14 protein-coding genes are annotated in these 15503 nt (G+C 37.1%); 10 read left to right on the top strand and 4 right to left on the bottom strand.

Translation table 11 applies throughout. The features are described from left to right. Positions 1–131 precede the first annotated feature (131 nt). From mscL to CYP77_RS03055, 6 genes are all read left to right on the top strand, one after another. Positions 132–539, top strand: a complete 408-nt coding sequence (gene mscL / locus CYP77_RS03080) for a large-conductance mechanosensitive channel protein MscL (RefSeq protein ID WP_009294582.1) — start codon at positions 132–134, stop codon at positions 537–539. A 98-nt stretch (positions 540–637) separates the two neighbouring features. Then, on the top strand, positions 638–1276 hold the full coding sequence (locus CYP77_RS03075) for a Crp/Fnr family transcriptional regulator (RefSeq protein WP_103599688.1): 639 nt from the start codon (positions 638–640) through the stop codon (positions 1274–1276). 120 nt (positions 1277–1396) lie between these two features. Then, entirely contained in the window at positions 1397–1969 is a 573-nt protein-coding gene (locus CYP77_RS03070) for a cytochrome c3 family protein (RefSeq protein WP_021089703.1), read from the top strand. 9 nt (positions 1970–1978) lie between these two features. Next, positions 1979–3346: a multiheme c-type cytochrome gene (locus tag CYP77_RS03065; RefSeq protein ID WP_103566399.1), complete on the top strand. Its 1368-nt coding sequence runs from the start codon at positions 1979–1981 to the stop codon at positions 3344–3346. A gap of 554 nt (positions 3347–3900) precedes the next feature. Then, positions 3901–4644 (top strand): metallophosphoesterase, encoded by a 744-nt coding sequence (locus CYP77_RS03060; protein ID WP_258033420.1) that lies wholly within the window; start codon positions 3901–3903, stop codon positions 4642–4644. Position 4645: 1 nt separating this feature from the next. After that, positions 4646–5443, top strand: coding sequence for a phosphatidylserine decarboxylase (locus tag CYP77_RS03055; protein WP_103566391.1), 798 nt, complete (start codon positions 4646–4648; stop codon positions 5441–5443). A gap of 282 nt (positions 5444–5725) precedes the next feature. Here the strand turns inward: CYP77_RS03055 and CYP77_RS03050 are convergent, their stop codons facing one another. From CYP77_RS03050 to CYP77_RS03035, 4 genes are read right to left on the bottom strand one after another with little or no spacing between them, the layout of a single operon-like run. Further along, entirely contained in the window at positions 5726–8605 is a 2880-nt protein-coding gene (locus CYP77_RS03050) for a histidine kinase (RefSeq protein ID WP_103566387.1), read from the bottom strand. Beyond that, positions 8595–9329: a hypothetical protein gene (locus CYP77_RS03045; protein ID WP_103566384.1), complete on the bottom strand. Its 735-nt coding sequence runs from the start codon at positions 9327–9329 to the stop codon at positions 8595–8597. Before CYP77_RS03045 ends, CYP77_RS03050 begins: the two co-directional genes overlap by 11 nt. Further along, positions 9326–11143 carry an excinuclease ABC subunit UvrC gene (gene uvrC, locus CYP77_RS03040; protein ID WP_103566379.1) on the bottom strand — a complete coding sequence of 606 codons (1818 nt, stop codon included), beginning with the start codon at positions 11141–11143 and terminating at the stop codon, positions 9326–9328. Before uvrC ends, CYP77_RS03045 begins: the two co-directional genes overlap by 4 nt. Continuing rightward, positions 11137–11637 (bottom strand): hypothetical protein, encoded by a 501-nt coding sequence (locus tag CYP77_RS03035; RefSeq protein WP_181001946.1) that lies wholly within the window; start codon positions 11635–11637, stop codon positions 11137–11139. The genes uvrC and CYP77_RS03035 overlap by 7 nt, the downstream gene beginning before the upstream one ends. On the opposite strand from CYP77_RS03035, the gene CYP77_RS09935 reads away from it, so the two are divergent. The 4 genes from CYP77_RS09935 to CYP77_RS03020 form a co-directional block, all read left to right on the top strand. Beyond that, complete coding sequence (locus CYP77_RS09935; protein WP_181001419.1) at positions 11620–11787, top strand: LptM family lipoprotein; 168 nt, start codon at positions 11620–11622, stop codon at positions 11785–11787. The genes CYP77_RS03035 and CYP77_RS09935 overlap by 18 nt on opposite strands. Positions 11788–11900: 113 nt before the next feature. Beyond that, positions 11901–13289, top strand: coding sequence for a sodium:proton antiporter NhaD (nhaD, locus tag CYP77_RS03030; RefSeq protein ID WP_103566376.1), 1389 nt, complete (start codon positions 11901–11903; stop codon positions 13287–13289). A 10-nt stretch (positions 13290–13299) separates the two neighbouring features. Then, the gene (gene guaA / locus CYP77_RS03025) at positions 13300–14832 is read left to right on the top strand and encodes a glutamine-hydrolyzing GMP synthase (protein ID WP_103566374.1); all 1533 of its coding nucleotides are present in this window, start codon (positions 13300–13302) and stop codon (positions 14830–14832) included. Positions 14833–14852: 20 nt separating this feature from the next. Continuing rightward, a partial coding sequence (locus CYP77_RS03020) for a HamA C-terminal domain-containing protein (RefSeq protein WP_103599687.1) occupies positions 14853–15503 on the top strand: 651 nt, incomplete at its 3' end.

Raw genomic sequence — 15503 nt, 5'->3', positions numbered from 1 at the left:
GTTAAATTTGAAGTTTGGATTATAACACTCGCTTGATAAATTTAAAGTTATGTAATTTTAAATTTTTAGGCTAAGCAAAGCATATTTTTTATAAAATCCGCACGAAAATTTAACTATTTATAGGAGAAAGAATGAGTTTTATCAGCGAATTTAAAGAATTTGCGATGCGCGGAAATGTCATAGATATGGCAGTTGGTGTTGTCATCGGTGGGGCATTTGGAAAGATCGTCTCATCACTAGTTGGTGATATTATTATGCCAGTTGTTGGTGTTATAACAGGCGGTGTAAATTTCACTGATCTTAAGCTAACACTAAAAGAAGCAGCAGAAGGTGCGCCAGCTGTTACGATAAACTATGGCTCATTTATACAAACAATGGTTGATTTTTTAATCATTGCGTTTTGTATTTTTTGCGTCATCAAAGCTTTAAATACACTTAAAAATAAACTACCAAAAGAAGAAGAGGCAGCTCCTGCAGAGCCTGAAACCCCAGCTGATATAGCACTTCTAACTGAGATCAGAGATCTTCTTAAAAAATAAATTCTTAAATCAAAGGGAGAAAGCTCCCTTTGAAATCCGTTAAATTTTGTCCTATTTTTTATGCTAAAATGCCTTTTTATCTTAAAAGCGAGTGAAATATGATAGAACAAATCCCATTTTTTCAAGGCCTTAGCGCCGATGACCTAACCAAACTTGAAACAATAAGTGTTGTTAAAAAATACAAAAAAGGCGAGTTTTTATTTATAGAGGGCGAGGAGCCAAAGTGGCTTACATTTTTGATAACTGGCTCGGTTAAACTTTATAAAACTACGGCAAATGGCAAGGAAATTTTTATCCATCAGCTTGCGCCTATGAATTTTGTAGCTGAAGTTGTAAATTTTGAAAATATCCCTTATCCAGCAAGCGCCATTTTTACTATCTCTGGCGAGGTTTTAAAGATAAATTATGAAAAATTTGAAGCACAATTTTTAACAAAGCCAGAAATTTGCATGAAATTTCTAAAATCAATGGCTCAAAAGATAAGAATAACTACAAATTTACTCCACCAAGAACTAATACTTAGCTCCGAAGAGAAGGTGGCTAGGTTCATTTTAAATCACGAAGATCTATTTAATGAACTAAAACATACAAAAATTTCATCAATACTCAATATGACTCCAGAAACTTTTTCGAGAATTTTAAATAAATTTAAAACAAATGGTTTGGTTAAACTTGATGAGAAGAACCAAATTTTGGAAAAAGATGTAGGTGGGCTACAAGAAATTTATTCTTATTGAAAGTTAATATCAAATAAATATTTTCATTTACTTAAAGAAAAAATTTATATTTTTTTGGATAACATTCACCTAAAATTTTCGTAAAAATTTACGATATATTGATAAATTCAGGAGGAAAATTTGGCTGAAGTTAAGAAGAAATTTTTTGTTTGGTCATCTGTGATAATAGGCATCGTAATCGGCCTTATCGCTTCTATGGGCATAGCTGATGCACTTCATGCGACTGGTAGCGGATTTGTCTGTACCATGTGTCACACGATGGATCCTATGAATGCTGCATATCATGAAGATGTACACGGCGGCAATAACAAGCTTGGCATAAAAGCTGAATGTTCAGCCTGTCACCTAAATCATACAAGTGCCTATACCTATGTACTTACAAAACTTAAAGTATCGATAAATGATGGCTATAAGACATTTTTTACAGATACAGACAAGATCGACTGGCGTAAAAAACGCGAGCATGCATCTCACTTTGTCTATGATAGTGGATGTTTGACTTGTCACTCAAATTTAAAAAATGTTATTCAAGCTGGTAAATCATTCTTGCCACATAGAGATTATTTCGTTCTTGGAAATCCTAATAAGAAATCATGTGTTGACTGCCATGAGCATGTTGGTCACAAGAATTTAGGGCTACAAATCGATAAATTTGAAGCAATTAAAAAACAAGAAAACAATAAAACCAAGTAAGGAGGAGAGATGTTTAAAAAGTCGCTAATGTTATTAGCCTGTCTAATGTCTTTTGGCTTTGCCGCAAACATGGATGCAAATAAATCTGACGCTTTAAACCTTAATGTTGTAAAAAACATTAAAGTTGCTCACAAAATGTCAGACTTATCAAAAAGCTGTGTTGAGTGCCACGCTAAAGAGACACCCGGCATAGTTGCCGATTGGAAAAATAGTCGCCACGCTCACGTTGGCGTAAGTTGTATGGATTGTCACTCTGTAAATGCAGATAATCCTATGGCTTCAGTTAAGGTGCATCCAAAAGATTCTAACAACCATGTTTCAATGCTAGTTAGCCCAAAAACTTGTGCTAAGTGTCACGAAAATGAGGTTGAAGAATTTGTTAAGAGTGGTCACGCAAGAGGTGCTATGCAAATGTATGCTAACCCTGCGATGGTAAAACTAATGTATCACTATGAAGGTATGGATCATCCAGAATACAAAATGGCTCCAGACGCTACTGGTTGTACACAGTGCCACGGAACCGTCATCAAACTAGACGCTGATCACAAACCTACAAAAGAGACTTGGCCAAACTACGGTATAGGTAATGTTTATCCTGATGGTGGCGTAGGCGGATGTAAATCATGCCACAGCGCACACACATTTAGCATAGCTGAAGCTAGAAAACCAGCTGCTTGTGCATCTTGCCACCTTGGACCTGATCACCCAGATATTGAGATCTTTAACAACTCAATGCACGGACATATCTATAATAGCGAAGCTCACAAATGGAATTTTGATGCTGCTCCTGATACATGGGATGTACCAGACTTTAGAGCTCCAACTTGTGCAGCTTGCCACATGAGTGGTGTTGGTGAAACAACAACAACTCACAATGTTTCAAGAAGACTAAAATGGAACCTATGGGGCGTCAGCAGTAAGCTAAGAACAGCTGGTGATGAACAAGCTGCTGTTGTTTACGAAAAAACTGGCAAACTAACCATAGGAACGCCACTTGCAGGTCATCCAAATGGACCAGAAGCAGCAAGAGCTGAGATGAAGCTAGTTTGTAAAGCTTGCCATACATCAACTCATACAGATAACTTCTTCATTATGGGTGATAAGCAAGTAGAGCTTTATAACGTTTACAATGCTGAAGCAACTAAGATGCTTGAAGAGTTGAAAGCTAAAAACTTACTACTCGCAGACGCTTGGGAAGATGAATTCCAAGATGTTTACTATCATATGTGGCACCACGAAGGTCGCCGTATGAGACAAGGCGCTCTAATGGGTGGCCCTGACTATTCACACTGGCATGGTGTATTCGAAGTTAAAAATGATATAAGAAAACTTCGTGAGATCCACAAAAAAAGAATGGAATCTGGTAAAGTAGAGTAATGCTTTTTAAGGTGGGAGATTTTCCCACCTTTTTATTTTTAAATTCCAAATTTTATCTTTTAGTTATTATCCTAAAACAAACACCTTTTAACAACCGTTTCTGTAAATTTAAATTATAAAATCAATAAAATCTATAATGTAAATTTAAAAATATAAAATATAATCTTTGTTTTCAAGGAGATATTTTGGGACTTTTTCGGATCATTATCGGGGCATTTATCTTTAGTGTTCTTACAAATTTATACTCATACAAACGTTTTATCAAAAAGGTATCATTTTTTACACCGCATCTTAAAAAAATTCGCATATTTTTCTATGTTATTAGTGTGCTCGAGTTTGTATTTGTTCTTCAACTAAGATTTTCTTTTTTAAATATAGAACTCTATCTGATAGCAGGAACGCTCATTGGTTTTTCTCTATTTTTATTTGGCGTTAGTTTGTTTTATGATGTTGTTAGATCTATTTGCTCAAAAGCTCATTTTAATTCCACGAGACGAAAATTTATTAAATTTTGTTTTGATGTGACATTTGTCATTTTTGTAGTTGCTTGCTTTTTGAAAGGAATTTTTAACGCACTTACTCCGCCAAAGATCAGACAAGTTAGTATAAAAATAAAAAATTTACAAAATGATCTAAAAATAGCCATGATAACCGATGTGCACATTGGCGAGTTTTTGCAAAAGGACTTTGTTGCTGAGCTTGTGAAAGAGATAAATTTAGCTAGACCAGATCTAGTTGTGATAGTTGGCGACTTGGTCGATATGAGAGCTGAGCTTATCGGCGATTTTTTGGATCCATTAAAAAACCTTAAAAGTACCTATGGCACCTTTTATGTTCCTGGCAATCACGAATACTACCACGGAGTTGATGGGATACTAGAAAAAATTCGCGCTCTTGGCATTAGGATACTTGGTAATAAAAATGAAAAAATAGCTGGTATAAATTTAGCAGGGGTATATGATTTAGCTGGCATAAAGTTTAAAAATTTAGAGCCAAATTTAGATGAAGCGCTAGCAGGATGCGACCCAGATCTGCCGACTATCCTGCTCTCTCATCAGCCAAAATTTATAAAAACTATGCAAAAAGATGTCGATCTAGTCCTTTGTGGTCACACGCATGCTGGACAAATTTTCCCTTTTAGCCTCTTGGTTTTACTTGATCAAGGTTTTTTACATGGGCTTTATAAGATTAATGATAAAATGCAAGCTTATGTTAGTAGTGGTGCAGGATTTTGGGGGCCTCCAGTTAGGATCTTTGCTCCAAGTGAGATCGCTATTTTAAATTTAAGCAAGGAATAAAATGAACAAGGACAATCTCTTCTCTCAAATTTTTGGCAAGGTAGCAAAATTAAACTTTTTCAAACCGCTTCAAGAGCTTATCAACTCCTTTTATGTAAAGCTATTTAAGATCGACATGAGCGAGTTTAAGCTGGCAAATGAGTATAAAAATTTAAACGAACTTTTTACCAGAGAGCTCTTAAAGCCAAGAGAATTTGACGCAGCAAATGAGATATTTATAAGTCCTGTTGATGGCACCTGCCTTAGCTTTGGCACTACAAAAGAGCTAGAAGCTTTTAGCATAAAAGGTATGAATTACGGTCTAAAGGAGCTTTTAGGGCAGGGCGAGCTTGAAGGCGAGTTTGACTTTGCGAACATCTATCTTAGCCCAAAAGACTACCACCACTATCATGCACCTTGCGACATTACGATAAAAAAAGCGGTCTATATCCCTGGTAAGCTTTACAGTGTGGCAGTAAAATGGCTTGGCAAGGTGGATAGCCTTTATACTAAAAACGAGCGTGTGGCGCTACTTTGCGAGATGAAAAATGCCAAAAAACTTTGGCTAGTCTTTGTAGGTGCGCTAAACGTTGGCAAGATGAAATTTAGCTTTGATGAGCGCATTCAAACAAATGCTATGGCAAATTTTACGCAAATTTATGAGTATGAAAATTTACATATCAAAAAAGGCGAGCGTCTCGGAAATTTTGAGCTTGGTTCGACCATCGTCATACTTAGCGAAAAAGATGCGATCGAGTACAACCTTTTTGAAAACAAAGAGCTTAAATTTGCTGAAGCTATCGGTAGGATAAAAGAGTAAAATTGATCCAAAGCTAGCCTAATGCCAAATTTACAGGCTAGTTAAATTTCTATTTTTATCTATGCCGTTTTAAGAATAAATTTGATCTACTATCGGTTTAGATCAATTTAAAAACCTGCAAATCCTTAGCTAGAATTTGATTAAAATCGCTTTGCCAAAAACGCAAGCTACATTAAATCAAAGCGGCAAATTTACCAGCAAAAATTTAAATTTTATCTCACATAAATTTACTAAAGATGCCAGCCTAGAAATTTAGTTCAAATTTATAAGCTAGCCAAACACTCAACTCTTAAATTTTATAAACTTAAAGTTGTTCTTTAGTTCATTTTGGGTCGAATTTATCTCGCCAAGCTCTGATTTTACGAAGTTTGTAAGCTCTATCTTGCTCACACTTGGAGATAGGATTTTTATATACTCTTTTTGATTTTTAAGCTCCAAGTTGTTGCTAAAAAGTAGCACTCTAGCATCTAGCTTTAGCCCAGATCTAAGCTCAGATATCGTGGCTATTAGCTCTTTTATATCAAAACCCTCCGCTGCTTCATCCACAAGCGCTAGCGAGCAAGGTTTTGTCTTTATCTTTATCAAAAGCTCGCTAAAGCTATTTGCGATCTCAAGCGTGTTTTGAAACTCGCCAAGAGCGCCAGCAAATATCTTATTTTCAAGCTTCGTGCTCTTGTAAATTACTATATTTTCATTTTTACTAAAGTATCTATTTTCTTTGCTTGGCTTATAGTTTTTTATAAATTTAGGCAAAATTTGATTTAGCTCATCTTTGCTAAAAGGCTTTCTGATCTTCTCATCAAAAGCAGGTAGCAGCTCTCTTTCAGGGATATTTGAGGTGTTTGAGACCACAGCGACTAAATTTATCTTCTCTTCTTGAAGCGATCTTATCTCTTTTACAAAATTTGCCACGCCATTTTCAAAAAATGAAGCATCGATAAATACCGCGTTAAACCTATTTAAAAGCAGTGCTTGCTTAAGCTCTTTATGGCTGCTAACGCCTATAACTTCGCAGTCTAAGAAGCTAAAAGCACGCGAAAACATCTCAAGACTAAGCGGATTTTTATCGCATAGTAAAAAGAGCACTTTCTCTTCAGTCAAGCTCTCGCCCTTGTTCTTCTCCATATAGACAAGCCGCGCAACGCTAAGTGGCGTGAGCGGATCTTTTAGCAAGACCGCATTTTTTATATTTATATTTTTACTAGCACTCTGCCTTGCAAAGACGATATCGTAGTTTTTAGCTTGTGCTTGGTTGTTTGAGATGATATTTTGAAACCTAAGTCCCATATCTTCTAAAGTAGCTGCGAAAAATTCATTATATTTTGCATTTATATCAGGCAGATACGCGATCCTTAGCTCGTGATTTAGGCTGAAATTTTGCAGTTTTTGCACCTTTTTTAGACTAAGGATAAATTTAAACTCATTGCCAGCTCCGCCAAGCGTGCTTATATCAAGGCTTGAGTTAAAAAGCTTTAGATAAAAGCTAGCAAGTCTTAGATAAAACTCGCTCTCTTCGTCATTTGTCTCATTTTCATCTTCTGCGCTTAAAGCTTTTATCTGCTCTTCATTTATGAAAATTTGATTTGTCCTTATCTTTGTTTCGATTAGCAAAAGACCACTTTGACTAAGAGCGTCGCTGACATTTTTTATCTCTACTATCAAGTTGGCAAATTTATCGCATTTTGTCACGACAGCTTGCATGATAGAGCCAAAGACGACGCTTATCTTCTCGCTATCGCCCTCTAGCTCGTCGCTAATGTTTGCATCAAGGTAGGTTAAAAAATTTAGCTTTTTCTCTTGCGTAAAAGGTATCTGCGCTTCAAGGATATTTGAAAACAAAATTTGTGGGTTAAATGGCTTTAAATTTAGTCCAACTTCGCCATTTCTGCTATCAAGCAAGCCTTTTATATTGCTGTAATTTATCGCGATTATCTGGCTATTTTTTTCTAAATTTTCAAAAACAAGCTCATTTTTTACCACGTTTTCATCTTTTTTTAGCGTAGCGACCGAGCTTAAAATTTGCTCTTTTGAGAGGTAAAATTTCTTACTTAGCCTAACAAGCAGTCTATCTTTTATCGCAGCAAAGCTTCTTTCTTGCTCATACTTTTGAAGCAGCTCTTTATATAGGGTTATGAAGCTTTCTATTAAATTTTGTGGATTTCTATCACCTCTTTTTAAAATCTCATCTCTTATAAGCTTCATTTTTTGATTTAAATTCTCCAGATCTTTTAGCCAGATGTATGTTTTATAGCCAGCGTAAAAGAGCCAAAGCGATAGAAAAAACATCAAAAATATTAGACTAAGCACCTTTACTCTAAAGTTATCATTTAGTCTCTTTAGCTCGTCACTTAAGACATTTGCTATCTTGCTAAAGAGCTTGGCTCTATTGCTTTCAAAGGTATATATCTGCAAAATTTCATCACGTGTTAGCTCATTTTTTAGCTTTAGCTTAAAGCGGATCTCGTCATAACCTTGCGTGGTCTCTATGTTTTCAAGCCTATCTATATCTCTTATTATGTTGTCTTTTATATCGCCATTTGGGAGTAAATTTGCATTTATATCGTTGTATTTAAGGCTATCTAGAGATTGTTTTAGCGAACTTTCGGTAATTTTTTCTTTACCCATAAGCACAGCCAAGATATGCTCTTTTGTGGTATTTACGTTTTGAAGCAGCTCATAGGTTCTAAGTAAAGAGAGTATATGACGCTTGATATCAATGTCTAAAGCAACATCTCTAAATAAAATTTGCCCACTTTCAACAGCAGAATTTGCTAACTCAACAAAGCTAAGAAACGAGAGATTAGAGCTCTCCCAACTTGCATTTGCGTTTTTTAAAACTTCATTTAGCCTATCTCTTATCCTTTTATCATCTGGTGTGTTAGAAAGAGTATTTGATAAACTTTTTACAAACAAATTCTTAGCAGCATTTGCCTCTCTTAAAGCCGTCTCGTCTTGTGGCGACCTAGTTTTTTCATATCTTTCGTAAGCAATTCTTTCTGAAACGATCGCATCTAAGGTTTTTCTTATCAAACTTTCTCTTTTTACCTCGCTATTTATGCCATAAGAGATCCTAAATTTATCAAAGTAGAGTGCGCCATTATAAAAGCAAGCGAAAGCCGCCAAAAATATCGGCAAAAGAACTAAAAATTTACTAACCCTCATTGCCAAGCCTTTTTGAAAATTTATTGCAAAGCGTGCTTATTTCGCCTAGTCTTTCGTTTATCTGAGCGATCTTTTTAATTTTGTTTGGTCTAGTAAGTAGCGCATCGAAATTTGCCACAAGTGGAGTGATCTTTAAATTTAGCGCTGGCTCTTTTAAGATCTTTATGCTCTCTTCTAAAAATTTAGTATCTCGCGCTTGCACCGCACTTTGGATAAAGATCATCTTATCTTTGGCTTTGCTTAAAAATATACCAAGATAGGTCGCAAACTCGCTTTTGCTTAAATTTAAAAAGCTAGCTGTCTCGCTAAACCAGCTCTCGTTTAAGACCTCTTCTTCTTTATCTAAAAGCTCTTTTTCATCTACCCTTAAATTTGGCAAGCGAAGTTTGGTCTTTGCTTTTATCGCAGCTTGCTGGTTTTGGCTGTAAATTTCTGTTTGATCGAGGATTAAAAGCTCAAAATACTCTTCATTTTTTACTGAGCTGATCTTTGAAAATTTAAGCGTCGCATTTAAAATTTTGCCGTTTTTGGTCTTTAAATTTACTCTTAAATTTGGTCTTTTAGCTAGATAATCTATAAAAACTCCAGACTCTTTGTAGTCTAAAACTAGCTCGTCAATGTCTTTATGCTCGCTTAAAAACTCCCTTATATCTTTAAATTCAAGCAAACCAAGAGAGATATCTCCCATCGCTAAAATTTGACCGTTTTTGTCGTATATTATCACTTCAAATTTCCTTCTTTGAGCGTTAAAAGCTTTGCTGCTACGCTTTTGTTTGTTATTTTTGCCACTTCGTCTAAATTTGCTTCGCTGATTTTATCAAAACTTCCGTAAAAGCTGATTAATTTCGCGATACTGCCCTCAGAAACGCCAGCTTGTCTTAGCACTGATCTTTGCATATCGTTTTTCTGCCTTGTTTTTCTGTGAAAACTGATGACAAATCTATGGCTCTCATCGCGCATCTTTTGAAAAAACTGCAGCTTTTTATCGCTCGTGCTTAGGCTAAAGCTGCCATTTTTTGTGTAAATTTTATCTTTTGCCTCGCCTTTTGCGCGGTGAGCTTTGGCGTCTATTTTTTCTTTTGAGATAGCGATTACATCGACGTTTGCACCACTGCTTGCTAAAATTTCGCAAGCTAAATTTAAAAGCGCTTCGCCACCATCAATGACCCAAAGATCAGGCGGACTAAGCTTATCAAACCTAAGTGCTCTAGCAGTGAGGCTCTCTCTCATCTGATCGTAGTCGTTTTTGGAATTTAGATGCATGTGGCGGTAGTTTTGTTTCGCCCACTCGCCATGCTCATAGCGCACCATCGCTCCGACACTTGCCTCGCCAAAAAGGTGTGAGTTGTCGTAAGCTTCGACCACGTAAGGCGTGTGAGCTAGATTAAAATACTCTTTTATCTCGTTTAGTAGCTCGTTATCGTGCGTTTTTAGGTATTTTTCGATGCTAACTTCAGCGTTTTTTGTAGCGATCTCACAAATTTTACGCTTATCGCCTATTTTTGGGCAAGTGATGCTAAATTTACGCCCAAACCTCTCGTTTAAAATTTCCTCCACCAGCTCGCTATCTTCAAAGTTTTCATTGACGTAAATTTTGGTGCTGATTATTGGCTGACCAGCGATAAAGCTTTTTAAAATGGCCTGCTTATAAGCCTCGTTTATCTCGTCTTTTTGAGCGTTTTTAGCCTGCGTGATATCTGTTTTTACGCCTGTTATCTTGCCGCTTTGCACGCTAAATCTCACCGCGCAGATCATATCATGCACGCAAGCGACCGAATAGGCCTCAAAGTCCTCAAGCTTGGCAAGATCGACCTCGACCTTTGTTTGCATATTTTTAAGCGTTTGCACCTTATCTCTAGTCGCGGCTGCTTGCTCGTAGTCTTCGGCCTTGGCGTAGTTTAGCATGAGCTCTTCAAGGCGAGCGATTAGCAAATTTGGATTTTGCAAAGCGGCTGTGGCGTCAGCGACTATTTTGGCGTAGTCTTCTTTTGAAATTTTGCCCTCACATGGGGCGTAGCAGCGTTTTAGCTGATAAAATAGGCAGGCTTTTTTGCCTTTGATGCAGGACTTTTTCTGAACTAGGTTGAAATTTAGATAAAGCGCCTCAAGAAGCTCTCCTGCTCCACTAAAATATGGCCCAAAATAGCGTATATTTGAGCCTTTTACAACCTTTCTAGTGATCTCAAATCTAGGAAATTCATCGTTTAAATTTATAAAGATATAAGGGTAGGTCTTGTCGTCACGAAGCAAGATGTTGTATTTTGGCTTAAGCTGCTTGATAAATGAATTTTCAAGTATGAGCGCGTCTGCCTCGCTTGGTGTGACGATGTATTCAAGATGCACCGCCTCGCTTATCATCTTCGAAATTCTTGGGCTTAGCTTTTCAGCTGGTGCTAAGCTTGGGGTAAATTTAAAGTAGCTTTTGACCCTGTTTTTTAAAATTTTGGCCTTGCCTACATATAAAAGTCTGTTTTGAGCGTCAAAATATTGATATACGCCAGGCTCGCTTGGAAGCGTTCTTATCTCGTCTATTAGCATCTTGCCTGCTCGTTTTTCTTTAGCAAAATTTCTCTTAGCTCTTCAAATTTCTTATAAATTTGCTCATTTGTAGCTAAATTTTTAAACTCGCCCTTGCTTGCTGGAGTGATGAAATTTGACCTTTGCGTAGGTTGTGGCGTGAAAAATTTTAGATATTTGCTTACGATAAATCTTATATTTTCTTCTTTTTTGTTTTTTATATAGTTGATCTCGCTAAGAGGTTTTGGCTCGATGACGCTTGCAAAAATGCTATTTTTATTAAATTTGCAAAAGGTTTTTAATAACCCTTTTATATCATTTATACTACTATCACGTCTAAGCTCCAAAAGCCCTGAGGGATGAGTGAGAACGAAGGTTAAAATGCCTTCTCTAACATAGCAAAAAGCTATGTAAAATCGCTTTGCTTTACCCATGAGGCGAAGAAGCTCTTGGCACTCGTCTGCCATGCTTAATTTTTCTTTATACAAAGGATTTTCGTGAATAGTATCTATCATAAATTTGGCGTCTTTCATAAGGCAATCTTATCATCTTTTATTTTAATTTTCGCTCTTTTTGCACTTAGTGGTTGCGGCTACAAGGACGATCCATTTTATGGCGATGCACCTGTGAAAGAGAAAAAAACTGACAAGATCAATAAAATTTGATCTTAAATTTCGCGTAAGATAAAAATGTAATGCAAGCTTAATAAATTTAACTAACCTAAATTTTAGGCTCATTTAAGTAAAATACGCAAATTTTTATCTTACAAGGAGAGTATATGAGGTTATTTGGACTTCTAGGCTTGTTTTTTGCTATAGCCTTTGGTGCTGACGGAGAAGCTGCGGCTATTGACTTAACTACTACATGGGCGGGAATTTTATCGCTTATCATTTTTGTTGTTGGATACTTTTTCATAGCAGCAGAAGAGAATTTTCACATCGACAAGGCAAAACCTGCTATCTTTATCGGCACTTTTATGTTTTTGCTAATCGGCGTTTATATGCTTATAAACGGCATGGATGTGCATTCGCTAGAGCACGAGGTAAATCACCTGATCTTAGAGATAGCTCAGATCGTATTTTTCTTAATGGTAGCGATGACATTTATCGAAGCACTTGTTGAAAGAGATGTATTTAACGCACTTAAATACAACCTAGTTTCAAAAGGCTACACTTACAGAAAGCTATTTTGGCTAACTGGTATTTTGGCGTTTTTCATTAGCCCAGTGGCTGATAACCTAACAACAGCGCTTATCCTATCAACCGTTCTTTTAACGATAGATAGAAATAATACAAATTTTTTAGTCGCAGGTGCGATAAACATCGTCGTAGCAGCAAATGCAGGCGGAGCGTGGAGTCCATTTGGTGATATCACTACACTTATGGTTTGGGCGGCTGGCAAGTCACCATTTTTAGACTTTTTTGCACTTTTCCCAGCTTCATTTATCGGCTGGTTTGTGACAGCGTTTTTACTTTCACGCATCGTGCCAAATACTGCGCCTCATTTTGACGTGGCAAATGAGCCAAAAGTGGTTATGAAAAAGGGTGGTAAAGCGGTTATCTTTATAGGTGCATTTACTATCTTTTGTGCAGTTATGATGCACCAGTTATTTCACTTGCCAGCGATGTGGGGCATGATGTTTGGCTTCTCACTGCTTAGCCTTTACACATATTATTTCAAAAAAGCTCACAAAGACGAAGAGCCTATGAACGTCTTTCACTATATGTCAAAGATCGAGAACAACACGCTATTTTTCTTCTTTGGAATTTTAGCTGCAGTTGGCGCTCTTCACTTTGCTGGATTTTTAAATTACGCTGTGTCACTTTATGATAAATTTGGCTCAACACCTGTAAATATCGGTGTTGGCTTCCTCTCAGCAGTCGTTGATAACGTCCCTGTTATGTCAGCTGTCTTAAAAGCAAATCCAGCTATGGGAGCTGATGCGGGTGAGTCTATGAGCCAGTGGTTACTTGTGACACTTACAGCTGGTATCGGCGGTTCGATGATCAGCTTTGGCTCAGCAGCTGGCGTTGGAGTAATGGGTAAATTAAAAGGAATTTATACCTTTGGTGCGCATATGAAATATGCATGGATGGTAGTTTTAGGATACATCGTATCACTCATTGTTTGGTATGTGCAGTTTGAAATTTTTCACATCTACTTTTAAAAGGTTATAAATGAACAATACGATTATAGTTTTGGACTTTGGTTCGCAGTATACTCAGCTAATAGCTAGAAGGCTAAGAGAAGAAGGAGTTTATACTGAAATTTTGCCATTTAACGCAAAACTAAGCGATATAAAGGCGAAAGATCCAAAAGGTATCATTCTAAGTGGTGGTCCGGCTAGCGTTTATGCCAAAGATGCCTACTTTTGCGATAACGGCGTCTTTGAGCTAAATATCCCTATCCTTGGCGTTTGCTACGGCATGCAGCTACTTGCTCACACACATGGTGCTGAGGTTTTAGCAGCTGATCACAAAGAGTACGGCAAGGCTGAACTTAGCGTCGTAAAAGAGCACGATCTTTTTAAAGATACACCTTCAAAACAAATCGTATGGATGAGCCATAGCGACTATGTAAAAGACCTGCCAAAGGGCTTTGAGGCGATTGCGATCAGCGAAAATTCGCCTTATTGTGCTTTTGGTGATGATAAGCGTAAATTTTATGCGATCCAGTTTCACGCAGAGGTGCAACATAGCGAGTATGGCACGCAAATTTTAAAGAATTTTGCTAAATATATCTGCGGCTGCGAGAGCACTTGGAATATGGGAAGCTTCGCTAAGAACAAAATAGAAGAGATAAGAAAAACAGTGGGTACTCACAAGGTGCTTTGCGCGGTTAGTGGTGGCGTGGATAGCTCTGTGACTGCGGCACTTTTAGCAGCTGCTGTGCCTGAAAATTTGATCCTTGTTTTTGTCGATAACGGACTTCTTAGAACAAACGAAAAAGAGCAAGTTGAGGCTACATTTAGAACGAAACTTGGCGTTGAGCTAGTTAGCATAGATGCGAGCGAAACATTTTTAGGTCGCTTGGCTGGCGTCGTTGATCCTGAGAAAAAACGCAAGATCATAGGCGAGACATTTATAGAAATTTTTGAGCAAGAGGCTAAAAAGCATGGCGATGTGAAATTTCTAGCTCAAGGCACTCTTTATACTGACATCATAGAAAGCTCAGTCGTTGGCTCAAGCAAGACGATAAAGAGCCACCACAACGTTGGAGGTTTGCCTGATTGGATGACATTTGAGCTAATAGAACCGCTAAGAGAGATTTTTAAAGACGAGGTTAGAAAGCTAGGACTTGAGCTTGGACTAAGCCGCGAGCTAGTCTTCCGCCATCCTTTCCCTGGACCTGGTCTTGCGATCCGCATCATGGGCGAGGTAAATAAACCAAGCCTTGAGCTACTTCGCAAAGCTGATGTGATCTTGCGCGATGAATTAAAAAGTAGTGGCTGGTATAACAAAACTTGGCAGGCGTTTTGTGTGCTTTTAAATGTAAATTCTGTTGGCGTTATGGGCGATAACCGCACCTATGAAAACGCTGTTTGCGTGCGCGTCGTAGATGCAAGTGACGGCATGACTGCAAGCTTTTCAAGGCTTCCTTATGATCTGCTTGAAAATGTAAGCCGCCGTATCATAAACGAGGTAAATGGCATAAACCGCGTAGTTTATGACATCTCAAGCAAGCCACCTGCAACGATAGAGTGGGAATAAAATTTGGTCAGGCTTAAATTTTGAACTATCTAACAAATAAGTATGAGTATGAAAGCATTCAAACGTATTGCTTTCATATCGTTTTTGATATAAACGATGAAGGACAGGTTTATCAAAAAACAGATGAGTGGAATGAGGAAATTTTTAATGAAATTCCTTTCTTTGCACTCGGTAAAAAAAGAGCTTTAGAGATTTCATCGGAATCTGGTCCTAGAAAAGCTACTAGGGATGGCATGGAGTTACTTTATAAAGTTAAAGAGATTAAAGAAGCTAACGAATATTTCATATCGGCAGATGATGATGCAGAAGATAGATATTTAAAGCGTGGCGAATTTGGTGAGCTTATACTATATTATTTACTAGAAAGACAATTTAATAAACCACAACTTATATCCAAAATATATTTTAAAGATAGTCCAAGCGGAATGGTTCATGGTTTTGATGCAGTTCATTATGACAAAGAAATGAATGAACTCTGGATAGGTGAGAGTAAATTTTATAAAAGCTTATCAAAAGCATTGCAAAATTTGGCTAATGATTTATCAGAGCATTTTAATGTTAATTTTTTCGATTCCGAATTTGCAATTATCAACAACAGATTAAGTGATTATTATGACGATAAAGAAGTGGGTGATGAAATAAGAGAATTAATTAAATCTAGTACTTTTATA

Origin of the sequence: Campylobacter concisus, assembly GCF_002913865.1 — a bacterium.
Taxonomy (GTDB): Bacteria; Campylobacterota; Campylobacteria; order Campylobacterales; family Campylobacteraceae; genus Campylobacter_A; species Campylobacter_A concisus_AM.
This window is presented reverse-complemented; position numbering and strand designations above follow the sequence as displayed.

What these genes read in the sequence shown, in the direction of transcription:
- mscL (WP_009294582.1), top strand. Translation starts at nt 132, where the DNA reads ATGAGTTTTATCAGCGAATTTAAAGAATTTGCGATGCGCGGAAATGTC.
- CYP77_RS03075 (WP_103599688.1), top strand. Translation starts at nt 638, where the DNA reads ATGATAGAACAAATCCCATTTTTTCAAGGCCTTAGCGCCGATGACCTA.
- CYP77_RS03065 (WP_103566399.1), top strand. Translation starts at nt 1,979, where the DNA reads ATGTTTAAAAAGTCGCTAATGTTATTAGCCTGTCTAATGTCTTTTGGC.
- CYP77_RS03055 (WP_103566391.1), top strand. Translation starts at nt 4,646, where the DNA reads ATGAACAAGGACAATCTCTTCTCTCAAATTTTTGGCAAGGTAGCAAAA.
- CYP77_RS03050 (WP_103566387.1), bottom strand. Translation starts at nt 8,605, where the DNA reads ATGAGGGTTAGTAAATTTTTAGTTCTTTTGCCGATATTTTTGGCGGCT.
- uvrC (WP_103566379.1), bottom strand. Translation starts at nt 11,143, where the DNA reads ATGCTAATAGACGAGATAAGAACGCTTCCAAGCGAGCCTGGCGTATAT.
- CYP77_RS03035 (WP_181001946.1), bottom strand. Translation starts at nt 11,637, where the DNA reads ATGATAGATACTATTCACGAAAATCCTTTGTATAAAGAAAAATTAAGC.
- nhaD (WP_103566376.1), top strand. Translation starts at nt 11,901, where the DNA reads ATGAGGTTATTTGGACTTCTAGGCTTGTTTTTTGCTATAGCCTTTGGT.
- guaA (WP_103566374.1), top strand. Translation starts at nt 13,300, where the DNA reads ATGAACAATACGATTATAGTTTTGGACTTTGGTTCGCAGTATACTCAG.